Below are 23,015 nucleotides of genomic sequence, written 5' to 3'. Positions count from 1 at the left end.
ATGCGAGAAGGTTTCCAGTTGTATCTGGAGATTTTCATGGCAGATGATGGATTTGTTGGTCGCTACGAAGTTGTCGAGCCGCGCCGCGGAAACCGGCGTTGGCCGGATGATGTGAAGGCGCGGATCGTGGCGGAAAGCTTTGAGCCTGGTGTTCGCGTTGTGGATGTCGCGCGCCGTCACGGCGTTATAGCAAACCAGCTTTCCGATTGGCGACGTCAAGGTATCCCTACGGCGTGGACCGCCTTGCGAGTTTTTTGCGATATCGTGATTTTGCGCTCTTGAGAGTGGAATTAAGAGCGCAATGAGGAACTATGGCACAGGCCATTTTGCTGACGGGTCAAGAACGGCGTCGTCGTTGGTCACCGGCTGATCGGCTGGAAATTCTGGAGGCAGCATTCGCGCCGGGTGCAAATGTGTCGGAGGTAGCGCGTCGTTTTGATGTTTCGACGGGGCTGCTCTACACGTGGCGCCGCCAGGCGCTGTCGGTTGAGGTGACGGATGGTCCTGCCTTCGTGCCCGCGACGGTCGTGGGTGCCGCGGGCGGTGGCGATGTCGTTGCGGCGACGATCGCTGTGGACTTTGCGAACGGTACCAAGGTGAGGATTGCGTCCGGGGCACCTTGTGATCTTGCCGCAGCAGTAATGCGAGCGCTCAAATGATCCCGATCAGTTCGAGCGTGCGTGTTTGGATTGCGAGCGGCCATTGCGATATGCGCAAAGGGATGCAGGGTCTTGCTCTGATCGTGCAGGAAGGTCTGGGCCGTGATCCGTTCAAGGGGGACGTTTTTGTCTTCCGGGGGAAAAGTGGCCGGCTGATCAAGGCTCTTTGGCATGACGGAATTGGCCTTTCGCTATACGCAAAGCGGCTTGAGCGCGGCCGTTTCATTTGGCCGGCGACGGAGGGTGGAGCGATTGCGCTGACGGCTGGCCAGATGTCCTATCTGCTTGAGGGAATTGACTGGCGAAACCCGCAGCAGACATGGCGCCCGACGAGCGCGGGATAGCGTTTTTTTGGCGGGATTGCGTGCGGCAGCACCAAGAAAAGCTATACAAATCAGTGGTTTTGTGATTCACTTCGAGCATGGAAACCGGCTCGGGAAATCACCGTGATCATGCTGCAGCCCTGGAAGCAGAGCTAGCGATTGCGCGGTCGGAACGGGCTACTGCTTTGGCCGAATTGGCTGTTGCCAAGGCCAAGGAGGCCGACGATCAGGCCATCATTCTTCGCCAGAAAGTCTATATCGAAAAGCTGCAACGGGAACTGCGCGGTCAGAAGTCGGAACGGACAGCGCGGCTGATCGCGCAGATGGAGCTGATGCTTGAGGACGCCGAAGCGGCGGCGACTGAAGATGAGCTTGCCGCCGAAATGGCCGTTGCTGCAGCTGCTGCGATTGCGGTCACCGGCTTTACGCGCAAGCGGCCCGTCAAGAAGCCTTTCCCGGAACATCTTCCGCGTGAGCGTGTCGTGGTGCCTGGTCCGGTTGCCTGCAGCTGCTGTGGCGGTGAACGGCTTCGCAAGCTCGGCGAAGACATCACCGAAACGATGGAGAGCGTACCGCGTAGCTGGAAGGTCATTCAGACGGTGCGGGAAAAGTTCACCTGCCGTGACTGCGAGAAGATCAGCCAGGCACCTGCACCCTTCCATGTCATACCGAGAGGATGGGCGGGTCCGAGCCTTTGCTCTGCGACAAGTTCGGCCAGCACATTCCCCTCAATCGCCAGGTCGAACGTTTTGCCCTGGAAGGTGTGCCAGTCAGTCTGTCGACAGCAGCAGACGCGATTGGCGCGTGCTGCCAAGTCCTTGACCCGCTTGTGAGGCGGATTGAAAGCCATACGTTCGCGTCTGAACGGATCCACGGTGATGACACGACCGTGCCGGTTCTCGCTCTCGGCAAGACCGTCACCGGTCGGATATGGAGCTACGTCAAGGACGATGCTCCGTTTGGCGGAACGGCGCCTCCGTCGGCGATGTTCTATTATTCCCGGGACCGGGCCGGCGAACATCCACAGGCGCATCTGGCCAATTATAGCGGCATCCTTCAGGCGGATGCCTATACGGGCTATGGCCAGCTCTATCTTCCTGATCGAAGTCCGGGCCCGATTCATGAGGCAGCGTGTTGGGCGCATGCGAGGCGACCATTCTTTGCGCAAGCCGATTTGGAGGCCAACGCGCGCCGAAAAGCGCAGGGTAAAAATGCCGCCGTCATCTCGCCGGTCGCCTTGAACATGGTGCAGCGGATCGACGCACTGTTCGAAATCGAGCGCCATATCAATGGCCGTACGGCCGATGAGAGAAAAGTAATCCGCCAGCAGTTGTCAAAACCGCTGATCGACGACATGGAGATATGGATACGCGAACACCGCGCCAGGTTGTCGCGCGACAATGACTTGGCAAAGGCGTTTGACTACATGCTGAACCGCTGGGAATCCTTCATTCGTTTCCTCGACGACGGGCGCATTTGCCTGTCGAACAATTGTGCGGAGCGATCTCTGCGCGGTGTGGCGCTCGGTCGGAAAGCCTGGCTATTTGCCGGTTCCGATCGAGGGGGCCAGCGGGCGGCGGCCATGTACAGCCTGATCGTCACCGCGAAAATGAATCGCATTGACCCACAGGCCTGGCTTGCCGATGTCCTTGCCCGCATCGCCGACCATCCAGTCAGCCGTCTTGATGAGCTTCTCCCCTGGAATTGGCGGGAAACCACAACATCGCCACTGAGGCAGGCGGCCTGATGGCAGGTCCTCTCGTTCGCTTAAAGATCACGCTCGATGACGTTGATCCCTTGGTGATGCGGCGCGTTGTCGTCCCATTCCGCATTCGGCTTGACCGGCTTCATGAGGTTCTTCAAGAGGCTTTCGGCTGGACCAACAGCCATCTGTATGAGTTCAGGATCCGTGACATCGGGTTCGGCGTGCCTGATGGCGGCTTTGATGGTCCCATCGATGCACGCAAAGAAACGCTTCTTGCTGCCATCGAAGATATCGGCGCGAAATCATTCAAGTATCTCTATGACTTCGGCGACGGCTGGACGCACACCGTGAAAATCGAAAAGGTTTTACCGGCGACCGCCGGCTTCGACGATCCCTTCCTGCTTGACGTTGTCGGACGATGTCCACCGGAGGATGTCGGCGGTCCGTGGGGTTATGAAGAGTTCCGCGAGGCCATTGCGGACACCAACCATGAGCGTCACCACGAACTAGTGGAATGGTGGGGCGATGCGCACTACGATCCTGGCGATGTCGACGCCGCCAATCTCCGCAAAAACGTCGAGGCCTTAGCTGCAAAATGGAAGCGCCGATCGCGAAAGAAAAGCTGAACCTGCGGTCCTCGGCGAATGCATACACGTCAAGTGCGCGACGGCATTCTGGTGCTGCCGTTTGCGGCGACAACGACGTCGTTGGAGCACGATGGTATCGAGCCGGCATTCGTGCCTCTGGCAATCGCTGCGGATGCGCCTGAGCCTGTCAATCGGTTGCCGCTGCCGAAGCTGGCCTCCGACGGGCCGAAGGTGCAGGTTTTGACGTTGGAGATTGGCTCAGACGTTGTGATGCGGGTTCCGAACGACGTGCCCGTTGAACGGGTCGCCGCTCTGGTTCGCGCTGTGCGAGGAGCGCCATGATTGTCGCGGGCCAACGACTGCCGATCCTGATCGCAACGCGTCCGGTGGACTTCCGCTGTGGGCATCAGGCGCTGGCTCTGATGGTGCAGACCGAGTTGAAGCTCGATCCACATTCCGGGATTACGGTCATCTTCCGGTCGAAGCGCGGAGATTGTCTGAAGATCCTGGTGTGGGATGGCAGCGGAATGGTGTTAATATATAACGATTTGAATTCATATTGCATCACTCTTCTGGCTTCAGTTGAAGGTTTTGACCTGGCTTCCGCACTGGTTAAGCGCGGCGACGCGATCAACGAGTTGGTTCCATCGACTGCATTGCTTTTGCGGTAAATCTGTCTTTGGAAGCTCGTATAGGTAATAGTGTCCGTTGTAGGCATGGCTGGTGACGAGGCCATGTTCAGCCCATCTGGCGAGGGTATGCTCATGGATATTGAGGTGTGCAGCCGCCTCTTTTTTTGTCAACATCCCACGATCCCGGAGGCGGTCATAGCGTGATCTCAGCTTGTACTCGCGAACGAGATAGGTGACGCGTTTGGTTGTGAAGCGGGCGTTGCGCTGGTCGCGGCGCGTCACCGAGCCGGGACGGTATCCCTGATTGTTGAGAATCTCTGCGATCTCGGAAAAGATATGATCATCGAGGAGTTTATCGATCAACACGATGATGTCGGGGTTCGTCTTGACCTGCTGGCTGGGAGATCTTGGGCTGATGGTGACGAGCGTCTGGGTTTTGCCGCCCTTGAAGCGAATATGAGCCTTGGTGGTGCCTCTCTTGGGTAGTTTGAGGAGGGTGACGTCCTCAATGATGTGGGCAAGCAGCCGCTTTCGTTCGCGGTTGGGGGTCTCAGGGTTGGTCCAGAGCTGTTTGAAGTCCGCCGTCATTGCGATCAACCGCTCGCGTACGGCCTTATCGAGGATGAATTGATCGTGCTCCCGGCTGCGCTCGCGCTCTTCGCGGGCGTTAGCCAAGATGCGGAGCTTTCCGTTCCATTCGCCTTCGAGCGTGTCGGCGACGAGACGGTTATTGGGGTCGACGAGCATGAAACGGCGCTGGGCGAGATCGGCTTCCGTTTGGGCCCGCTCGATCGCGCGACAGCGCAGCCGGTCCGCCTCTTCATGTCGCGCTTCGATCTCCTTGCGGACTTCGATTGCCAGTTCGACGGCCGCCGGCGTCATCTGCTCGGCGATCAGCATGCCGATGGCTTCGTCGACGGGAGGTGCAGCGATTGCCTGGCATAGGGGTTCACCGCGATTGGTACGGGCGCGATCACAAACGTACCAGGCTTCCTGCCGGCCACGCCGCGCAGCATAGCGCATGTGAAAATGCCTGCCGCATTGCCCACACACGGCCCGCCCCTGCAGCAGCGCCGGGCCTTCGCGCGGAGGTGATGCGACCGCCGCGTTCCATTTATGGCAGATGTTCGACTTCAGAATCCTCAGGTTCTCCTGATGCTGCTCCCAACTGATGTAGCCGGGATGAGCATCTGGAATACATGCCGTCCAGTCGTCACTACCTTGTTTGCGCACGAGCTTTTTGCCATCGATCGTTCGCCGATAGCGACGGCGGCCATAGGCATAAGCTCCGGCGTAACGTGGATTGTGCAGCACGCGCATCGCCGTCGAAGGCGTCAGTGGCCGGAAAACCGTCTGGCTGTCGTGGAAGCGGGAGGGAAAGAGAATGCCTTCCTGACGAAAGGCCTTGACGGTCTGGGAAGCGGATCCGACGCGAGAGAACGTCTCGAAGAAATGGGCGATCGTCTCTCTGACCTGGATGTCTGGATCAAGGGTCACATTGCCGGAATGATCGTAGACCATGCCGGTTGGCAGTGGGCAACGAAACTCGCCACGCCGGGCCTTATTGAGGATGCCGCCGCGCAGCCGTGCCTTGATCACATGGAGTTCGGCCTCACTCATTGTTCCCTTCAGGCCGAGCAGGAGCCGGTCGTTGAAACTTGCCGGGTCATAGACACCGTCCTCGTCGAGGATCAGGGTGTCAGCAAGGGCGCAGATCTCGAGCAGACGCTGCCAGTCGGCATTGTTGCGCGCCAGACGGGAGACCTCCAGGCCCATGACGATCCCGGCATGCCCCATACCGACATCGCTGACCAGCCGCTGAAATCCTTCGCGCCAGACCGCCGATGCGCCGGATTCACCCTGATCGTTATCGATGACGATAATCTGCTCCTCGCGCCAACCAAGGGCGATAGCGCGCCCGCGAAGCGCATATTGCCGCATGGCGCTCTCGGTATTGTCGATGACTTGCCGCATCGAAGATTGGCGGACGTAGAGGTATGCGCTGCGTTCACGGTGATGGGGCTGGACTTTGAGGTGTACATTCATGGTGCTCTCCGTTGATGGATGCTCATGGCGATGGTCGCCAGGACATGAACGACGGCGCTGAGTTCGCCGTGCGCCGGTCGGGTGGCCGATGATGGGTAAAACTGCCTCTGGTCTGGGCTTGCCGCTGCAGTCAGTGTGCGGGCCCATCCCCACATGCCGCGGCGCAGAAAAAGCATGAGCCCGCTACGAGCCTTGAGCGGCAGAGCTTCACCGAGAGCTGCGCCGCGCAGTACCTCGTACTGGTCCGCGATGTCGGGCAATGAACATGCCGGTCCCACGGTAACGTCTAGCGGATCGTTTTTTTTAACACCCGCTCGATCGTCCGGGGATGTAGTGCGATATCGAATTCGGTGCGAACCAGCTTGGCGAGATCGCGGGCATGAACGGGTTCGCCCGGGACCAGTCTCGCCTGCAGAAATGCCAGGACTTCGTCGTCGACCTTGTGGGGTCCACGGGGTCCCGGCTTTGCCGGCACCAGTCCGGCGATCCCCGTCGCGTCGAAGTTTGACTTGGCCTGATAGTAAGTCGGTCTGGAAACCCCATACTCGTCGGAAGCGTCTGTTACCGAGACGTTGTCGACGGAGACGCGTCGCAGCATCTCGTATTTGACCTGGACCGCGTCGTGCGGATCGAAAAACTCGCTGCCGCGAAACTTTGGATCGCGCACCTTCTCGGAATTTGGATTGAAGGTGCCCTCGTCGATGAGGGCATCCATCTTTGATCGCTTGCCGCCGTACTTCGCGAGCATTGCAGGCTCCGGATATGAGGTCGAGTATGAATGTAATTATAATTATACCGCATATCTCGGTTATATCAAGGATAGGATCACACTTGTGGCGCGGATTTAGGCCGATAAAACAGCTATAATTGCTCATTCTAGATCCCCAAGCGGCATAATCCCCTTTACATGTGCGGCATAATTATCCTTACACTCCGCGCGCGGCCGCGTTGCCAGCCTGCAGCAAAGGTGTTCCACCATGCTCGCTAGATCCATCAAGTTCGAAACGAGCAAGAGCGCACGCCCGTTGCTCACGACAACTTCTGGATCGATGCTCACAAGATCAGTCCATTGAGGGGGAAGCGGCCATATGGCGCCATCGTCGGTCTGCAGCAGCAGCCGGTCGCCTTGCAAGTTACTTCGCTTGCCAACGCAGCGCAGCTGCCGCCCGAAAAGAGGATGAAACTGATGCGTAACCAGCACTAGCTGCTGATCTGCGCTGGTCGTGGCTGCATTCTGGGATAAGGTACAAAATTCTGGAACAAGGCAGCTTTGCTTGGCCCAAGGTTCAGGATGGAACGATGCGTCTTTCCAGGGGTCAGTATGAGGCCATGTTCGAAGGTCTGGACTGGCGACGGGTGATGGCGCAACGGGTGAGTGCGCCGTCTGCAGCGGGGTAAATTCTCGCGGCTCTCGCATTGTTTTATTTGGATTTTTGATGCCATTTTGCTATAAAGCGGCATGTCGCAATCCTTTGATCTCAGCTTGTCTCCGGACCTTCCACCAGAGGTCGCCAAAGCCTTCGCGCAGATGCAGTTCGAGCTGTCGGTCGAGCGTGCAGCACGTCAGCACGAGCAGGCAGTTGTGGCCGAAAAGGATGTGTTCATCGCCGAGTTGAAGGAGCTGATCGAGACACTCGAGGGTCAGGTTCATGAATATCGGCGCGCGAAGTTCGGGCCGAAATCGGAAAAGCTTGATCCGGGGCAGATGGAACTGGCACTGGAAGACCTTGAAACGGCGATTGCCGAAACACAGGCGCGGATCGCCGCCGTCGAGAAGAAGATCGAAGCCAGCGCAATCAATCCTGGAGAGGTTGGCGATCCGGACAAGGCCGTTTCTCTCAAGGAGCGTAAGGCCCGTGCACTGCCTGAACACCTGCCTCGGGTCGAGCGCGTGATCGAGCCCGAGAGCATCGTTTGCCCCTGCGGTTGCGGCAACATGGTGCGGATCGGCGAGGATCGGACGGAACGGCTCGACCGGGTCCCGGCACGCTACGAGGTGATCGTCACGATCCGCCCGAAATACGCATGTCCCAAGGGGCGAACTGGCGTTGTCCAGGCCAAAGCGCCTGCACATTTGCTGGAAGGGAGCTGGCCGACCGAAGCCCTTCTGGCGGAGATTGCCGTCTCCAAGCATTCCGAACATATGCCGCTCAACCGGCAGGCCGAGGTCATGGCACGACACGGAGTGCCGATAGACCGCACGGTCCTGGCCGATTGGATGGGGCGCACGGGCAGCGAAATCCGGCCGGTGGTCGACCATATGGCTAAACAGCTGCTGTGGGAAAGCACGCGCCTCTATGTCGATGAGACGACCGCCCCGGTTCTTGATCCGGGGCGAGGCAAGACGAAGACGGGTTATCTCTGGGCCGTGCTGCGTGACGACCGCGGCTGGAATGGCTCTGCGCCATCAGGCGTGGTGTTCCATTATCGGCCTGGGCGTAAAGGCGAATATGCCGCTGAAATCCTCGACGGGTTCAACGGCACGATCCAGGTCGATGTGTGTGGACGCCCCGGTAAATGCAAGCAAAATCTTTCTTCGGTACGGGCATGTGGTCGGGTGCTGACGTGTGTTCGGCCTCGTAAAGCGACTTCAACACGTCGCGGGCCCTTATGGAATACGTGGATCAGATCCAATTCGCTTAGGCGTGCTCTGGGCACTCATCGACCTAATGATTCTTCCGATCCTGCTTCTGACCGATTGCCCATAATCCTCCGTTGACCTCACCACATTCCCGACCTCTCGCGGTTCTGTTCTGCCCTAGACAGTACCGGATGCCGGAGCTTGGTAGACGCCGCCGTGAGCCATCAGAGCCCAGGCGGTCCGCGCCAATTTATTCGCCAGAGCCACGGCAACAAGCTTCGGCGGCTTCTTCAAAAGCATTCTTGCCAACCATGAACCGGCAGGCGCTCCGTATCGTCTTGCCCAGCGGACAACCGCCGTTGCTCCGAGAACGAGGAGACGGCGAAGATCGCGCTGCCCCATCTTGGAAACTTTGCCGAGACGGTCCTTGCCGCCGGAGGAGTTTTGTTTAGGCGACAAAGGCCGATCCATGCTCCAAAATCTCGCCCCCTTGAGAAGGTCTCCGCGGCCGGTGCCAATGCTTCGATCGCGGTGGCGCAAATCGGGCCGACTCCCGGAATAGTCATCAGCCGCGAGGCAAGTTCATCCTGCCGGGCGCGTGTGCGGAGCTCCTTTTCCAGGACGGCGATCTGTTCGGAGAGGAACACCACTTGTTCCAACAAACCTTTACAAAGTACCCGCGCAACCTCAGGCAGATCGGAATTCGTTGTGATCTGCTCATGTGGGAGGGGAATGTGCTTGATGCCCTGAGGAATGATCAGGCCATATTCCATAAGATATCCGCGTAACGCATTTATCGTCTGCGTCCGCTGTCGGACCAACAGGTGGACACCTCGATTTACCGGTCGCAGTTGGCAAGATGGTGCCGTGGATGTATTTCCGCGATGAACTCGCGCGGATGATCGCCCATTTTTTGTGATGATTGCCGCATCTGCGGCATGCATTTCGGCCTTCCGGCCAGCTGCGCGTTATGCGGTCCGTGGTTTTCCAGTCAGCCAGACATAGCGAAGCATGTTGTAGGTGATATTGGCCATGCCGATCTTCACCCTCGCTCGGCTGATTCCGATGGTGCGCACGAAGAGCTTCATCTTGTCCTTCTGCCGCGCAAAGACATGTTCGATGGCGGAGCGGACCTTCGAACGACGGCCGTTGGCGCGCGACATCGCCTCCGGCATGGGTTTGCCCTTTGGCTTCTTCTGATGGATGTCGGACTTTAGGCCATTGTCCTGCAACCATTCCTCGTTGGTCTTGGAGCGATAGGCCGTATCGGCCCAGACCGTCGACGCGGTATTGTCTTTGGTCACTACGTTTCGAAGCTGGGCTCCGTCATGGGCGCTCGCACTCGTCACCGTCCATCCCCGGATAAAGCCATGGGCTCGGTCGATGCCTGCATGGTTTTTGTAACCAAACATTGGAATGGCAATATCGTGCTGGTCAGTCGTCGTCGACGTCGGCGTCTCCGTTGGCCGTTTCGCCTTGGAATACTTCACTGTCCATCGCGCGTCGCGGTCCTTCTGGGCCAGCCTGGCGGGTTTATCCTTCCAGTCCTCAGGGATTTCGCCGGCCTTGATCGCGTCTTTCTCGTCCTGGCTGTTATGTTGCTTGGGAGCCTGGATGATCGTGGCGTCAACGATCTGCCCGCCTTTGGCCAGATATCCGGAACGTGAGAGATGCTTGTCGAAACGGGCAAACAGATTATCAATGGCACCTGCACGCACCAAACTCTCTCGGAACAGCCAGATCGTCTTGGCATCCGGCACCTTCTGCGAAAGGGAAAGGCCAAGGAAACGCATAAACGACAGCCGGTCCTGGATAACAAACTCCGCTTGGTCGTCGGAGAGATTATAAAGCGCTTGCAGCACCAGGATTTTAAACATCAGAACCGACGGAAATGGTGGACGTCCACCCTTCGATCCGTCGGACCGCTTCAGCGCCTTCGCTAAAGGTTTTTCAAATATCGCCCATGGAATGATGCTGTTGAGCTTCTCCAGCGGATCGCCGACGGCACTCAGCCGTTCGTAACGATCATCCAAATCCCAAAAGCCCGGTTGCCCACGCATCATCCGCTCCCAGAAAATCACACTGGCCGGATTGAATCATGAAACGCGGAAAATGGGGAGGTTTTTAGAGGTGTCCAGGTCGCGAACCTTGAACGCCATGGATGAAGCCTGCTTCTCGGCACTTTTGACGCTCACGAACCGCATCGTCGGTCGCGAAGCCGCCTCTGCGATAGCTTCGGCGTCGGCGGCATCATTCTTTTGGCGTTTGACGAAGGGCTTCACGTAAGACGGGTTGATCAGTCTAATCTCATGACCGAATTTGCCGATTTCTCGTCCCCAATAATGGGCGCTGGCGCAGGCTTCCATTGCGACAACACAGATGGGAAGCTGGGCGAAGAACTCAAGCAATCTTCCACGGTTCAGCTTCTTACGAAGAGCGACGCTCCCGTCGGAACCTGAGCCATGGATCTGGAACACGTTCTTTGCCAGATCCAGGCCGATGATGCTAATCTCATTCATGGACGTCCTCCTTGTAGGTCTAAGCACCCGCACTATGGCACATTTGATGCCGTCGGGGGGCGTCCACTCCACCGCCTACGGTGGTTACTCTCACCTTGCCACGTCGGAGCGTGTGGGCGGCGATCCCTTGAAACTGGCTTTCTGTTGGGCACACGGGCGCAGAAAGCTGATCAAGGCCACGCCGAAGAGCGGATCACCCATCGTTGATGAGGCGCTCATTCGCATCGCCGCGCTCTACAAGATCGAAGACAGTATTCGAGGCAATGAGCCCGAACATCGTCGGGCAGTCCGACAGGAGTTGTCGCTCCCGCTGGTGGACAAGTTCTTCACATGGATCGCGGCTCAGGCTGCACGTGTCTCACGCAAGTCAGATCTTGGAAAAGCCTTGGCATACTGCTGACGCGGCAAGACGGCTTCAGATTGTTCTTAGACGACGGCCATGTCGATATTGACTCCAACCTGGTGGAAAACGCGATCCGTCGCCCGGCCATGAACCGCCGCAATGCGCTCTTCGCCGGCCACGATGAAGGGGGCCGAAATTGGGCCCGGTTTGCCAGCTTGATCGGCACATGTAAAATGAATGGAATTGAGCCTTACGCCTATCTGTGCGACCTCTTCACCCGCCTCGCAAACGGCCACCTCGCCAAAGACATCGATGCCCTAATGCCTTGGGCCTATGCCGCCCGCATCAAGTCCTCACAATGAGCTCGTCAGATACTCGTCGGTGAGCTCACATCCGACCCCAAAGGCAATACTATCAAGCCGCTGCAACTGAAAAATCAATGGGGCGTGGACGCCGCATACTATTTATCATCAATTATGCAAATTTCATCTCCACTGAAAGTGAGATTGATTACCGCGTGCTCAAACGTGCTCCGAAGAGCGGCCGTCTCGATGGGGATAGTCATTGCGGCACCGTCCTGTCATCCGGGCAACTGTAGCTAAAATGTAGGATTGAGACCCGTCCTGATCGTCAAGCGTATGTCGACCATAGTCGACCTCAACCGTTGACCAAGGTTTCCCTTCTCGATCTTCGGCACTCAATCCCTCTTACGATTGTAAGGCAAAATTGGTTGAAATTCGTACTTCGGTCGATAACCATGCCTGTCTCTAAAATCAAAGTTCACGTGTGCTTTCGGTGACGCGGCTCGAAAGGAAATATGACGATGAAGCGATTGAATGCGGAAAACCCCGGTAAGATCTATAGTAGCGAAAGTTCCGGACTCCATAAGAATATGAACACAGATTCAGTCGCAGAGATATTCTCCAGGCTGGTTACTCCCGATCCAGTAAAAACAGCCGCCGAGCTCGGAAGGTTCGAAAAGGCTGGCCGTGAAGCGAGGCAAATGCTGAAAGATGGGCCTACCGGCGAATTTAAACGTAAGCTTAATCGTCTCGGGACGTCTGCAAGCAGGCTGTTTGAAAACGTGGTCCCGCGCGATGACCAGGCTGTGACGCCGCCAAGGCTCAAGAGTGTCACTCCGATCATCGATTTCCAGACGTCACAGCGTAGAACGACACTCGTTGACCAAGTACTCCATCTCCCCGAACAGCAAAAGCAAGCTGAGGCTCTGCAATTGCTCAAAGAGAAGCTCGACTTATTCGATGCGAATGATAAAAATCGTTTAATTGATCACGCGCTCCATCTGTTTGACAGAGCTGACCATTCTGACGATCAGGGAAGTGCCGCCGAATTTCTCGTGTGTGCGCAGAATTTCCTATCAGATGTACATCGTAGTCGTATTGAGGAGCTTCGAAGTGGTGATGGCAACCACGAAGACTTGTATTGGAACATAGAACACGATTTCAAAAATTCTCTATCACAAGAGACACGTTCATCGAACAATCCGGCAACTCGAAATGACACCGAGTTAGGTGAACTCGAAGCAGCCGTATTACGCATAACATCATCCAATATCGTATCCGACGGTAAGTTGGGCGAGGTGGAAAAAGTAAGCGAGAGACTAGCAGAAAGCTATCAACGTTTGCGCCAGGAACTCTATTCAACCGATCGCTCGAGAAACAATAGCTCCAGAGCTGGATAGGTCCCCTCGCGTCACCAGCGATGTCGCTGACCAGTCAAGTTCAATGTCGCGCAGCAGCCCTCCATGCTTCGTCCTGACGGGCGGCGAGACCTCCGACTTGGGAGGGCGCAGCCCGACCATAGGTTGTCCCCTCGCGGGCGCGGATTTTTTCCGCGCCCGCGGCCGTACCGATTGCCGTACGTCTGGATCTTCATCTGCCAAGAAGAGGACCCTGGATGCCCAGAAAATTAACGAGATCACGTCGACCACGATATGTCGGGATGCCCCGGCTGTTTTGCGCCATGAGAACAATCGGCACGCCGGGGAATGCTGGCTGGAAGCTATAAGCAACCTCATCGGCTTGAGGGCCGCTGTTGAGAACGTGCGGCTTAACAATGACGATGGCGAATGTGACGCCCTGCTCGCGAACTAATGCGCCTTCAAACTGCATTTCTTCTCTCCTTTGATGAAGAGGCCGCCTCACTCCAGGCGGCCTCAGGTTTTAACCACGTGGCGGGAACGGGTCGCGACCGTAGGAATCCTTGTCCCGGATTTGACCGTTGGGACGGTGGATGACCACTTCGCTCTGCTGGTTGATCGCAATCGGACACCTCGATTTACCGGTCGCAGTTGGCAAGATGGTGCCGTGGATGTATTTCCGCGATGAACTCGCGCGGATGATCGCCCATTTTTTGTGATGATTGCCGCATCTGCGGCATGCATTTCGGCCTTCCGGCCAGCTGCGCGTTATGCGGTCCGTGGTTTTCCAGTCAGCCAGACATAGCGAAGCATGTTGTAGGTGATATTGGCCATGCCGATCTTCACCCTCGCTCGGCTGATTCCGATGGTGCGCACGAAGAGCTTCATCTTGTCCTTCTGCCGCGCAAAGACATGTTCGATGGCGGAGCGGACCTTCGAACGACGGCCGTTGGCGCGCGACATCGCCTCCGGCATGGGTTTGCCCTTTGGCTTCTTCTGATGGATGTCGGACTTTAGGCCATTGTCCTGCAACCATTCCTCGTTGGTCTTGGAGCGATAGGCCGTATCGGCCCAGACCGTCGACGCGGTATTGTCTTTGGTCACTACGTTTCGAAGCTGGGCTCCGTCATGGGCGCTCGCACTCGTCACCGTCCATCCCCGGATAAAGCCATGGGCTCGGTCGATGCCTGCATGGTTTTTGTAACCAAACATTGGAATGGCAATATCGTGCTGGTCAGTCGTCGTCGACGTCGGCGTCTCCGTTGGCCGTTTCGCCTTGGAATACTTCACTGTCCATCGCGCGTCGCGGTCCTTCTGGGCCAGCCTGGCGGGTTTATCCTTCCAGTCCTCAGGGATTTCGCCGGCCTTGATCGCGTCTTTCTCGTCCTGGCTGTTATGTTGCTTGGGAGCCTGGATGATCGTGGCGTCAACGATCTGCCCGCCTTTGGCCAGATATCCGGAACGTGAGAGATGCTTGTCGAAACGGGCAAACAGATTATCAATGGCACCTGCACGCACCAAACTCTCTCGGAACAGCCAGATCGTCTTGGCATCCGGCACCTTCTGCGAAAGGGAAAGGCCAAGGAAACGCATAAACGACAGCCGGTCCTGGATAACAAACTCCGCTTGGTCGTCGGAGAGATTATAAAGCGCTTGCAGCACCAGGATTTTAAACATCAGAACCGACGGAAATGGTGGACGTCCACCCTTCGATCCGTCGGACCGCTTCAGCGCCTTCGCTAAAGGTTTTTCAAATATCGCCCATGGAATGATGCTGTTGAGCTTCTCCAGCGGATCGCCGACGGCACTCAGCCGTTCGTAACGATCATCCAAATCCCAAAAGCCCGGTTGCCCACGCATCATCCGCTCCCAGAAAATCACACTGGCCGGATTGAATCATGAAACGCGGAAAATGGGGAGGTTTTTAGAGGTGTCCAATCTTGCGAGCAGCAAGTTGATCACCCGCGGGGTCGGTTGGGGAATCGATGTCAATTGAAACGAAACTTCTAGTACAAGCATTGGGATTCTGGCATTACAATCAGTATATTTACATTATTAATGTATATATTTAATGTTTCCATCCGTATTGCGAACACCAATCTCTGTTGCTAAGGTTGAATCCGGAACAAATACTATCATAATTTCTGGATTCTAGACTTCTAATTCGGACATTTGTTCTTTTTATACTGTGCGCGGCGCATACTTTTCAATAGCCGATCAAGCGGCACGGTTATCAGATCGTGCCGCGTCACGCCCGATGGCACCAGTTACCAAAAAAGAGCGAGATGCGAATGCTAATCTATCTCATTTATGGACCCACCTGCAGCGGAAAAACAGACTTGGCAATCCAAATTGCACGAGAGACCGGATGGCCGGTTATCGCGCTGGATCGAGTACAATGCTGCCCTCAAATCGCCACCGGCAGCGGGCGTCCTTTAGAGTCGGAGCTGCAATCTACCCAGCGAATCTACCTAGATTCGCGCCCACTCACCGAAGGCGTGATGGAAGCAGAGGCCGCTCATCTCCAGCTCATATCGGCAATAGAGGATCGCAAATCTTCCCCTGGCCTCATCCTCGAAGGCGGTTCGATTTCCCTTCTGAACTGCATGGCCAAGGACTCCTATTGGAATGCCGGTTTCAGGTGGCACGTAAGGCGCCTGCGTCTTCCGACTCCGGATGTTTTCCTGCCGCGGGCAAGACTTCGAGTTACGGAAATGTTTGCCATCAAGGACGAGCGCCCATCCCTGCTGGAGGAATTGGCGGATCTCTGGAACCAGGAAGTTCTCCGGCCAGTATTGGAGGACATCGACGGATATCGCTGCGCGATACAGTTCGCCAGGGAAAATAACATCGAAATCGGCGAGTTGTTACATCTCGATCCGATGCGGCGGGAGGCGCTGATAGCGGCCATTGCCGAGGAATATCTTGAACACGCGCGGTGGCAAGAGCGCGAGTTCCCTGACTGGCAAGAAGGCGGGAATGTTGGGCTCACTCCTCTCCCGGCTTCACATGATACTGGGAGCCCCCGGGACCTTAGATCGTTGGGCTAGGTCTACTCATGAGATTCAGCAAAAGCTTACTTTCGAGCTACGCGTCAATCTGAAACTTTGCCAACCGTGAGGTAAAATGACTATCTTGCTCATCTCCGGAATGGGGCCGGAATTTCCCGATAACAGGCTGCTGCGTGGTTCATCCTTCGAGCTCCTTATCAATCCTGAAATGGCTGCCGTCGGCTCTGGTAGGGCCAGATTTGATCTCTCGCGCCTTCAGTATAAAGCCGACGATGGGGGGGTCGTGCCGTTGCTTCGTGCACGTCGAGATGGCGGCGGGGCAAGGGCTATGAGCAATAGCTCTGCTGCCAAAGGCGCGTCCCAACCGGCTCGAACGTTCCACCTCACGACCTTCACGCTGCAGTCCATTCTCACTGAGGGGGGAGTTGAGTTCGACGCAATGCCAACTGAAAATATCTGGAAGGGGGTTGGAGGCGAACCCGCTGGTTCTTACGATGTCGTTCTCCTCTCAACCACCTTCATCTGGGACCGGCGCAGCTTGCTTCAGGCGATAAGTTGGATTGAGCTGCGATTCCCCGATGCAATCCTGATCCTTGGTGGTCAATACAGCAATCTCAAGTTCATGCAGATTATGCGAGATCATGGGAGCGTCGATTTTATCATTCGCGGAGATGCCGAATTTGCGTTGCCGGATTTGCTCAGTAAGCTCAAGGGAGGTGATCCCACCAGCGTTCCTAATCTCGTGTTTCGCGATGTAAATGGCCGACCACGGCTTACGCCGATCGCCTATATCGACCTGGACCAATACCCGTCACCCGCGCTAACCGGTCATGCACCGGTTGTACCTTACGAATCGATGCGGGGTTGTCCGTTCAGTTGCAAATTTTGCTCATTCCCGGCTGCATCGCCCCTGTGGAGATATAAGTCCGCAGATAAAATCGCGAGCGATTGGGAGCACTATAAAGTTCAAAACGGCGCAAGCTACGTCAAAGCGTTGGATTCAACGTTTACCGTACCTCCGAAGCGCCTCAGGGAGCTTTTGCCGAAGCTAGCTGCCATCGACATTCAATGGGAAGCATACACGCGAGCAAATTCAATCAAAGATGCCGAGCTCGTCCATCAGCTCGAAGACGCCGGCTGCAAATCTCTGTTCATCGGCTTCGAGTCAATGAGCGATGCGAGCCTCAGGAACATGGACAAGAAAGTCACGGCGCGAGCAAATCGTGTAGCTCATGAGCTTCTAGACGGAAGCACGATCAAACATTTCGTGTCGTTTATTGTCGGTTATCCAGGGGAAACTCCCGATATGTTCGAGGAGACGAAGGCGTTCCTTGTCAACGAGTATTCCGGAGAATTCGCTCTTTACGTTTGCATGCTTCAGGACGAGACCATGCCTGTTTGGCAAGATGCAGAACGCTTCAACCTCAAAGTTGATGACCCGAGCGGCGAGGCACGGATCTGGAGCCACATCGGGATGGACTCCGATACAGCGCAGCGATTGCAGCTCGAAACTCTAAGGGAGGTTCGATGGAAAAGCGACACCGCAAACTTCCGATCTTGGCAACACGATTTCGAGGGTCCGCTTATAAGCAATGACTCCGGACGTCGGAACGCCGTAGTAGAAAAATTAGTCGATCGTCTCGGAATGATCAGTGCGGACGTCGAGGACGAAGGGCAAGCGCAGCGTCTTGAAAGTCAACTTCTCGGGCAACTTAATGGATATGGTGTGACGACGGCTTGACCCTGAGTTTAACGACGCCATGCGTTCACTTCCACACGTTGCCATTTCTGAAGAGGCTGATGACCGTCCACCGATCAGGTTGCATGCAGCTTTCCAACCCTGGAGGTGTTTGATGAACACTTCGACGAATGCACTCTCCGAAAAGGTCATTTTGTGCAACGAGCATGGTGACGCCATCGGCACGGCTCCAAAGTCCGAAATCCATCACGCCCATACACCGTTGCACCTTGCCTTTTCGGTCTACATTTTTGATGACGACAAGAAGCTGCTCGTGACGCGGCGGGCATCGGACAAGATTACATGGCCCGGCGTTCTCACCAATAGTTGCTGTGGGCACCCGCGGCCGGGTGAATCGTTGATTGAAGCAATCGAGCGCCGGGTTCGAAAGGAATTGGGGATAGAGGTAAATGGCATTCGCCTTGTGCTACCCGAGATTTCCTATCGCGCAGCAATGACGAATGGGATCACCGAACATGAATTGTGCCCCGTGTTCACCGCCCGCTGCCAAACCTTGAGCGTAACACCCGATCTGAATGAGGTTTCTGCGTGGCAATGGGTGGATTGGCAATGGTTTGTCGAAAGCTTACAGGATGGGCGCTTGCTGGTGTCGCCATGGTGTCGCGCGCAAGTCGAACTGCTCGCATCCTTTAATGCGGATCCGTCGCAATGGCCCATAGCGGATGAGCTGAGCTTGCCAGAATCCGCCAGAGCAAAAATATGAGACGTTGGTTACGACGATTTGGCCGCGCTATTCCGTGCCCTGGTCTGGGCGCTCGAAACGGATCTTGGTGGATTGGAATATTCAAAGCCAATCTTGCGTAATGTTCATTTGTCGATGGGAGGAGCGTTTGAGATATTGCGTCTTTTCGGGCTCAAACAACGGCCGGAAACCAGACTATGTGAGCGCAGCAAAGCGCCTCGGCAAAGCTCTAGCGACGTCAGGCATCGGATTGGTGTATGGCGGCGCTTCGATCGGTTTGATGGGGACGATCGCCGATGCAGCCCGAAGCAATGGCGGGGAGGTTATTGGGGTAATCCCGCGTGCACTGGCCGAGAATGAGGTTGCGCACACTGGTCTCGCTGATCTGCGCATTGTCGAGACCATGCACGAGCGCAAAGCGCTGATGGCAGCGCTGTCGGATGGCTTTATCGCCTTGCCAGGGGGATTGGGAACGCTTGAAGAACTGTTCGAAGTATGGACATGGGCGCAGCTTGGCTATCATAGTAAACCCTGTGGGCTGCTCGACACCGCAGGCTTTTATAGAAAGCTCGAATCCTTTCTTGATCACGTTGTTGACGAGGCGTTCGTGACAGCAAGCCATCGCAACATCCTCCTCGTCGAGGAGGACGCTGAGGCGCTCTTGTCTGCGATGGCAAAAGGTAGCGCCACGCTAAAGTCACGTTCAGAACAGAGCGATTTTTTAGGTGCGCTCCGCCACTAACTGAGCTCGCTTTGCCAGTTGCTGACGATATCAAGCAGTGACAGTAGTGGCAGTCACAGAGGCAAGTAAATGATACCAAATTGCATTGAACGGTAGTGAAGTGTGAAATGCGGTGTCTCGAAACGAGTTGGTACCACGAGCGCGCAGCTGCCCTCACGTACCTGTGATTCCTCTGTTAATTTTGTAACGAAATCGCTGTGGCAAACCATGGCTACGCAGTGATGTCGATCAGCTTGAACTTTCGGAAGCGTGCCAGCTATGGCGCGCTTCCAATTCTTCGAGTGAGCTACCCGCGGAGGATCGACGGTTAATGAACTCTCGAGGTAAACTGATCAAACTTGGCGTTGAGGCCCTTCTGGAAGATTTCGTCAGGGCGTCCGTCGACCTCTATCTGGCCTTGATGCAGGAATAGGATTCGGTCCGAGACCTCCCTCGCGAAACTCATTTCATGCGTCACGACCAGCATCGTTCTCCCCTCCTCTGCCAAGCCACGCATGACCGTCAGCACCTCACCGACCAGTTCCGGATCGAGTGCAGACGTCGGCTCATCGAATAGCAAAACCTTCGGCTTCTGCGCCAATGCGCGTGCGATCGCCGCGCGCTGCTGCTGCCCGCCGGAAAGCTCGGAAGGGTACGCATTTCGCTTGCCAGCGATACCAACTTTTTCGAGGAGCGCCTCGGCTTCAAAGATGCATTCTTGCCTCGAGCGCTTTTGCACGTGGATGGGTGCGATGCCCGAACCGAGTGGCTCGCAAGTTTAAAGCTTGTGAGATTACTTGCCGTTTCAACTGGATCGTCGGTCGGTAGATGTTTGGCAACCTCCACCAACAGGTCATTCGGCAGGGAAACTGCAGTCTCCTCACCATGAGGGACCGAGGGCTCGTGTTCATGTGCTTTCTGGCCGTCTTCGAGCATAAATCACACTCCAAATGCGGATCAAGAATATGCGAAGTCTAGCACCTTAGCGAAATGCGTTGAACGAATATCGTGTTTCAACTGCAATTCGTGGCGAGCCTGCGGGGGGGCTTCAAACTTTCCAGGGGTCGACGTGGAGTACACCATCGATCATCATCTTTAACAACTTTGTCAGCGGTTGAATGCATTGTCGCGGCTTCGATCTCGCTGGTCATAGACGCGTCGTTCCTCGGGTGGTTCGGCGCCGTTGGCTCCCTCCGCTGCCTGCGATTGAGCTTTCGAAGGTGACGCGCCTATCAAAGCGGCTGTCCGGTCCAACGCGGCAGCGAGAGACTGTTTTTTCTGCCGTACACCAAGTTGTTTGGCGTCCAGACCCTGTTTGATTTCGTACAGGGCCAAAAACTGCTGATACACTTGACGCTCACGCTCGAGAGTTGGCCATTTCCCGGTCAATGCTGTCTCGCGGGCAAGCACAGCTTCCGTTTGCCCGCGAGGTCCAAGGTGTAGCAATTGGAGCGCTTGTTCTTTACTGGGTGGTGAAAGGACTGGATCGCGGCTCACGGTATAGTTGTAGCTGGTTGTCGCGACTTGAATTGGCATGGTGAGCCCATGGGGCGATTCACTTTGCAGACCATCGTTGGCGAGCTGATGCGCGTAGCCCAGCTGGTTCAACTGGTAGCCATTTGAGGCTGTCAGACCTTCCGCGGACGCGACAGGGTCTGCCAGGGTTCCCTTTTGATCTGAGCGATAGCTCGCATCATCTGGCCATCCACGCCCGACAAGTCGGGTCCGTCCCCTTCCAGTTCCTACGTGTTGCCTATGAAGCTCCTTACATTCGAGGTAGGCCGGCATTGGCCTTTCGAGACGACGGCGTTCCTTTGTCGCCCGCAAAGTATCATGTACGACCTTGAATCCGAAAATATGCTCCGATTCGTATTTCCCGGTCTCCGTAGCCAGCCGCGCTCGTTCGTTTTTCCGACTTCCATAGGTGCCAATGTTATCGCCTCTCGAGCGGACAACTTGCTCTGACGATAAGAACGGAGCCTCATGCCCACGTTCATCGGACAACGGCCCTTGCACACTGGAATTTACGCCGTGAGTAATTGGGTTAACGGCTCGGCGGCCTTTGGTGCCCAACCGCTTAACTTTGCCCGCGCCATCGGAACGATCACAGTTGGCTATGCTCTCCGTTTGAATTGCATCCCGGCCAGGGGACCCGAAATATAGTGCGCGCCTTGTTTCCAATTGTGAGCGTGTCGGCGATTGCAGGTGAGTCGTCTCTTGTGTCTCATGTGCACGGTCGGGCCGGCCTGATTCAGATTGACCACCCAAAGTGGGGTTGGATTTACTGGCTGTACTCGCTTGCGGGGCGGGAGTAGGCACCTCTCCTTCCTCAAACGGATCATGCTCATCGGGAATCCAGACCGACGGGTCGAGCTCTGCCAGACGCGCATTCACCACCAGATTTTGCCATCGCAGTTGGGCTAGCTGCCTCCACCTTCCGTGAGCCTGACGTTCCGCATCTCCAAGCCACTTTCCCTCATATAAAAAGACTGACGATGGTTCCTTTCCAATCTGCAGACTCGAAACCGAGGCGCTTTCTATAGCAGCCTGGCGCGCATCTAGGATGAGATCTTCCCAGGTCGGCCGCTTCGGCTTGCTCCAGCGCTTATGCGCAGCGTACTCGGGTGCCCCGAGCCTCATGCCATCATAGGTAAAGGACGCAGAAGAACCCGCTTCCTGATCGACGGGACGTTCCAGGTTGTGTTTCGATGCATCAGACCGAGACTCTACGGCTTCTTCAAGGGCATTATGTTCATCTGCAATCCAAAAAGCATGGCCGAGCTCTGCCAAGCGTGCATTAACAACAATGTGTTCCCAAGTGGGCTGGGCATCTCCTTGCCATTTTTCATAGGCTTGCAGTTCCCCCTCACCCAATGGAATCCCTTCACATCAGGATTTTTGTCAATTATTCATTCGAGTGGCATCGAATTTCTCCTTCGTCGGCGGATCCACGGTCTGAGCCCATAGCAATTACCGGCCCGGTTCTCGGGCCTATACAACCTCACATCCGGTCGCCGCTCTCACGCGGCTGCACCATTATCCCGCTTTCGACGGGCACGGGCTCAGGAGAACGGGACCAAACTCAAGGTCGGCGTTGAAAGCCAAAAGGATTCCCGGTCCGTTCACCTGGATCCGTCAGGGCTGATCAGGCCCTGAGGATTAGAAACGGTGTTTCGCAGCAGTTTGTCTTTCAGGCGGTTTTCATGATTGCACCTTCGATGACGACGCCGGAGCTCACGTACTTCCAGAGGGCCACGAGCAACTTACGAGCAAGCGCAACGATCATCGGCGTTTTTAGGCGGCCGGCGTTATGCGCGATGCGTTCCTTAAACCATAGCGTTAAAGTCGATCTCGGTTGGTGGCGCAGCCATAACCAGGCGAGTTCTACCATCGTTGCCCGCAATCGCGGATTTCCCGCTTTCGAGACGCCTTGTTCGCGATTGACGTTGCCGCTTTGCCAAGGGGAGGGCGCAAGGCCCGCATAGGATGCGATTTGTCGCCGATTGTCGAAGTGTCGGAACAAGCCTTCCGTGTAAAGTATCGTAGCGAACTCTGGGCCTATTCCTTTGATGCCTAAAAGCGCGGTCGCTTCTTTAGGCGTTTCCGGCGTCTCCTGAACGATCAAGGCATCTCGCTCGGCTTCAACAGCCTTGATCTGTGTGAGCAACAATTCGAGGCGATCAAGTTCTCTGCATATTTCTGCTTTCAAATGTTTTGAGAGCGGTCGACCATCGCAGTCCGAAGTTCTTCCAGACGTTGGCGGCGATCTCGATTGACAGGTTGGTAA

The 23,015-nt window shown here is 56.1% G+C and carries 20 protein-coding genes and 9 pseudogenes; 15 read left to right on the top strand and 14 right to left on the bottom strand.

Going from position 1 to position 23,015, the window contains the following annotated elements; translation table 11 throughout:
• Positions 1–36 precede the first annotated feature (36 nt).
• From PR017_RS28580 to tnpB (PR017_RS28575), 7 genes and pseudogenes are all read left to right on the top strand, one after another.
• A pseudogene (locus PR017_RS28580) lies at positions 37–219 on the top strand (transposase); the annotation flags it as partial.
• Positions 220–311: 92 nt separating this feature from the next.
• The gene (tnpA, locus tag PR017_RS22600; RefSeq protein ID WP_278333024.1) at positions 312–659 is read left to right on the top strand and encodes an IS66-like element accessory protein TnpA; all 348 of its coding nucleotides are present in this window, start codon (positions 312–314) and stop codon (positions 657–659) included.
• Positions 656–1,003, top strand: a complete 348-nt coding sequence (gene tnpB / locus PR017_RS22595; protein ID WP_046119556.1) for an IS66 family insertion sequence element accessory protein TnpB — start codon at positions 656–658, stop codon at positions 1,001–1,003. The genes tnpA and tnpB (PR017_RS22595) overlap by 4 nt, the downstream gene beginning before the upstream one ends.
• Positions 1,004–1,080: 77 nt before the next feature.
• Positions 1,081–2,729: pseudogene (gene tnpC, locus PR017_RS22590) on the top strand (IS66 family transposase).
• Positions 2,729–3,313, top strand: coding sequence for a plasmid pRiA4b ORF-3 family protein (locus PR017_RS22585; RefSeq protein ID WP_111217016.1), 585 nt, complete (start codon positions 2,729–2,731; stop codon positions 3,311–3,313). The pseudogene tnpC (PR017_RS22590) and the gene PR017_RS22585 overlap by 1 nt, the downstream one beginning before the upstream one ends.
• 27 nt (positions 3,314–3,340) lie before the next feature.
• Positions 3,341–3,616, top strand: a pseudogene (locus PR017_RS22580) (IS66-like element accessory protein TnpA); the annotation flags it as partial.
• Complete coding sequence (tnpB, locus tag PR017_RS28575) at positions 3,613–3,945, top strand: IS66 family insertion sequence element accessory protein TnpB (protein WP_111220946.1); 333 nt, start codon at positions 3,613–3,615, stop codon at positions 3,943–3,945. The pseudogene PR017_RS22580 and the gene tnpB (PR017_RS28575), both read left to right, overlap by 4 nt.
• Here the strand turns inward: tnpB (PR017_RS28575) and PR017_RS22575 are convergent.
• From PR017_RS22575 to PR017_RS28570, 4 genes are all read right to left on the bottom strand, one after another.
• On the bottom strand, positions 3,853–5,952 hold the full coding sequence (locus PR017_RS22575; protein ID WP_111220947.1) for a recombinase family protein: 2,100 nt from the start codon (positions 5,950–5,952) through the stop codon (positions 3,853–3,855). The two genes, tnpB (PR017_RS28575) and PR017_RS22575, sit on opposite strands and share 93 nt — an antisense overlap.
• A complete protein-coding gene (locus tag PR017_RS22570; protein WP_111220948.1) occupies positions 5,949–6,212 on the bottom strand; it encodes a hypothetical protein in 264 nt (87 codons plus the stop codon). Before PR017_RS22570 ends, PR017_RS22575 begins: the two co-directional genes overlap by 4 nt.
• Positions 6,213–6,238: 26 nt before the next feature.
• Positions 6,239–6,700, bottom strand: coding sequence for a helix-turn-helix domain-containing protein (locus PR017_RS22565; protein WP_111220949.1), 462 nt, complete (start codon positions 6,698–6,700; stop codon positions 6,239–6,241).
• Between the two features lie 123 nt (positions 6,701–6,823).
• Entirely contained in the window at positions 6,824–7,153 is a 330-nt protein-coding gene (locus tag PR017_RS28570) for a DUF5372 family protein (protein WP_161959338.1), read from the bottom strand.
• Positions 7,154–7,164: 11 nt separating this feature from the next.
• On the opposite strand from PR017_RS28570, the gene tnpB (PR017_RS28565) reads away from it, so the two are divergent.
• Together tnpB (PR017_RS28565) and tnpC (PR017_RS22560) are read left to right on the top strand one after the other, a co-directional pair.
• Positions 7,165–7,350 (top strand): IS66 family insertion sequence element accessory protein TnpB, encoded by a 186-nt coding sequence (gene tnpB, locus PR017_RS28565; protein ID WP_111220951.1) that lies wholly within the window; start codon positions 7,165–7,167, stop codon positions 7,348–7,350.
• A gap of 61 nt (positions 7,351–7,411) precedes the next feature.
• Positions 7,412–8,458, top strand: a pseudogene (gene tnpC / locus PR017_RS22560) (IS66 family transposase); the annotation flags it as partial.
• Positions 8,459–8,710: 252 nt separating this feature from the next.
• Here tnpC (PR017_RS22560) and PR017_RS22555 read toward each other — a convergent pair.
• The 4 genes and pseudogenes from PR017_RS22555 to PR017_RS22540 form a co-directional block, all read right to left on the bottom strand.
• Positions 8,711–8,935 carry a hypothetical protein gene (locus PR017_RS22555; protein ID WP_240539020.1) on the bottom strand — a complete coding sequence of 75 codons (225 nt, stop codon included), beginning with the start codon at positions 8,933–8,935 and terminating at the stop codon, positions 8,711–8,713.
• A 113-nt stretch (positions 8,936–9,048) separates the two neighbouring features.
• A pseudogene (locus PR017_RS22550) lies at positions 9,049–9,099 on the bottom strand (hypothetical protein); the annotation flags it as partial.
• Between the two features lie 402 nt (positions 9,100–9,501).
• Positions 9,502–10,593, bottom strand: a complete 1,092-nt coding sequence (locus tag PR017_RS22545; RefSeq protein ID WP_209187069.1) for an IS5 family transposase — start codon at positions 10,591–10,593, stop codon at positions 9,502–9,504.
• 75 nt (positions 10,594–10,668) lie between these two features.
• Positions 10,669–11,052: pseudogene (locus tag PR017_RS22540) on the bottom strand (transposase); the annotation flags it as partial.
• Between the two features lie 70 nt (positions 11,053–11,122).
• Here PR017_RS22540 and tnpC (PR017_RS22535) point away from each other — a divergent pair.
• Both tnpC (PR017_RS22535) and PR017_RS22530 read left to right on the top strand, forming a co-directional pair.
• Positions 11,123–11,757, top strand: a pseudogene (gene tnpC, locus PR017_RS22535) (IS66 family transposase); the annotation flags it as partial.
• 461 nt (positions 11,758–12,218) lie between these two features.
• Positions 12,219–13,097: a hypothetical protein gene (locus PR017_RS22530; RefSeq protein ID WP_111219129.1), complete on the top strand. Its 879-nt coding sequence runs from the start codon at positions 12,219–12,221 to the stop codon at positions 13,095–13,097.
• 190 nt (positions 13,098–13,287) lie between these two features.
• Here the strand turns inward: PR017_RS22530 and PR017_RS22525 are convergent, their stop codons facing one another.
• The 3 genes from PR017_RS22525 to PR017_RS22510 are packed head-to-tail and all read right to left on the bottom strand — an operon-like array spanning position 13,288 to position 14,915.
• Positions 13,288–13,527, bottom strand: coding sequence for a hypothetical protein (locus PR017_RS22525; RefSeq protein WP_164498236.1), 240 nt, complete (start codon positions 13,525–13,527; stop codon positions 13,288–13,290).
• A 51-nt stretch (positions 13,528–13,578) separates the two neighbouring features.
• Entirely contained in the window at positions 13,579–13,827 is a 249-nt protein-coding gene (locus PR017_RS28560) for a DUF2188 domain-containing protein (RefSeq protein ID WP_374108339.1), read from the bottom strand.
• Entirely contained in the window at positions 13,824–14,915 is a 1,092-nt protein-coding gene (locus tag PR017_RS22510) for an IS5 family transposase (protein ID WP_209187069.1), read from the bottom strand. The genes PR017_RS28560 and PR017_RS22510 overlap by 4 nt, the downstream gene beginning before the upstream one ends.
• A gap of 431 nt (positions 14,916–15,346) precedes the next feature.
• Between PR017_RS22510 and PR017_RS22505 the strand changes: the two genes are divergently transcribed.
• The 4 genes from PR017_RS22505 to PR017_RS22490 all read left to right on the top strand — a co-directional run bounded on the left by PR017_RS22505 (position 15,347) and on the right by PR017_RS22490 (position 19,249).
• A complete protein-coding gene (locus PR017_RS22505) occupies positions 15,347–16,105 on the top strand; it encodes an isopentenyl transferase family protein (RefSeq protein ID WP_111221635.1) in 759 nt (252 codons plus the stop codon).
• Positions 16,106–16,181: 76 nt separating this feature from the next.
• Positions 16,182–17,807, top strand: a complete 1,626-nt coding sequence (locus PR017_RS22500) for a B12-binding domain-containing radical SAM protein (RefSeq protein WP_111221636.1) — start codon at positions 16,182–16,184, stop codon at positions 17,805–17,807.
• Positions 17,808–17,919: 112 nt separating this feature from the next.
• Entirely contained in the window at positions 17,920–18,528 is a 609-nt protein-coding gene (gene idi, locus PR017_RS22495; RefSeq protein ID WP_111221637.1) for an isopentenyl-diphosphate Delta-isomerase, read from the top strand.
• Between the two features lie 127 nt (positions 18,529–18,655).
• Entirely contained in the window at positions 18,656–19,249 is a 594-nt protein-coding gene (locus PR017_RS22490; RefSeq protein ID WP_111221640.1) for an LOG family protein, read from the top strand.
• A gap of 307 nt (positions 19,250–19,556) precedes the next feature.
• Here the strand turns inward: PR017_RS22490 and PR017_RS22485 are convergent.
• From PR017_RS22485 to PR017_RS22475, 3 genes and pseudogenes are all read right to left on the bottom strand, one after another.
• Positions 19,557–19,979, bottom strand: a pseudogene (locus tag PR017_RS22485) (ATP-binding cassette domain-containing protein); the annotation flags it as partial.
• Between the two features lie 356 nt (positions 19,980–20,335).
• Positions 20,336–22,102 (bottom strand): hypothetical protein, encoded by a 1,767-nt coding sequence (locus tag PR017_RS22480; RefSeq protein WP_240539092.1) that lies wholly within the window; start codon positions 22,100–22,102, stop codon positions 20,336–20,338.
• A 316-nt stretch (positions 22,103–22,418) separates the two neighbouring features.
• A pseudogene (locus tag PR017_RS22475) lies at positions 22,419–23,014 on the bottom strand (transposase); the annotation flags it as partial.
• Between the last annotated feature and the right edge of the window lies 1 nt (position 23,015).

The sequence above is a fragment of the Rhizobium tumorigenes genome (assembly GCF_003240565.2).
Lineage (GTDB): Bacteria > Pseudomonadota > Alphaproteobacteria > Rhizobiales > Rhizobiaceae > Rhizobium > Rhizobium tumorigenes.
This window is presented reverse-complemented; position numbering and strand designations above follow the sequence as displayed.

Bases quoted from the DNA above. Each gene is read 5' to 3' on its own strand.
- tnpA (WP_278333024.1), top strand. From the start codon at position 312: ATGGCACAGGCCATTTTGCTGACGGGTCAAGAACGGCGTCGTCGTTGG.
- tnpB (WP_046119556.1), top strand. From the start codon at position 656: ATGATCCCGATCAGTTCGAGCGTGCGTGTTTGGATTGCGAGCGGCCAT.
- PR017_RS22585 (WP_111217016.1), top strand. From the start codon at position 2,729: ATGGCAGGTCCTCTCGTTCGCTTAAAGATCACGCTCGATGACGTTGAT.
- tnpB (WP_111220946.1), top strand. From the start codon at position 3,613: ATGATTGTCGCGGGCCAACGACTGCCGATCCTGATCGCAACGCGTCCG.
- PR017_RS22575 (WP_111220947.1), bottom strand. From the start codon at position 5,952: ATGAATGTACACCTCAAAGTCCAGCCCCATCACCGTGAACGCAGCGCA.
- PR017_RS22565 (WP_111220949.1), bottom strand. From the start codon at position 6,700: ATGCTCGCGAAGTACGGCGGCAAGCGATCAAAGATGGATGCCCTCATC.
- PR017_RS22555 (WP_240539020.1), bottom strand. From the start codon at position 8,935: ATGGGGCAGCGCGATCTTCGCCGTCTCCTCGTTCTCGGAGCAACGGCG.
- PR017_RS22545 (WP_209187069.1), bottom strand. From the start codon at position 10,593: ATGCGTGGGCAACCGGGCTTTTGGGATTTGGATGATCGTTACGAACGG.
- PR017_RS22530 (WP_111219129.1), top strand. From the start codon at position 12,219: ATGAAGCGATTGAATGCGGAAAACCCCGGTAAGATCTATAGTAGCGAA.
- PR017_RS22525 (WP_164498236.1), bottom strand. From the start codon at position 13,527: ATGCAGTTTGAAGGCGCATTAGTTCGCGAGCAGGGCGTCACATTCGCC.
- PR017_RS22510 (WP_209187069.1), bottom strand. From the start codon at position 14,915: ATGCGTGGGCAACCGGGCTTTTGGGATTTGGATGATCGTTACGAACGG.
- PR017_RS22505 (WP_111221635.1), top strand. From the start codon at position 15,347: ATGCTAATCTATCTCATTTATGGACCCACCTGCAGCGGAAAAACAGAC.
- PR017_RS22500 (WP_111221636.1), top strand. From the start codon at position 16,182: ATGACTATCTTGCTCATCTCCGGAATGGGGCCGGAATTTCCCGATAAC.
- idi (WP_111221637.1), top strand. From the start codon at position 17,920: ATGAACACTTCGACGAATGCACTCTCCGAAAAGGTCATTTTGTGCAAC.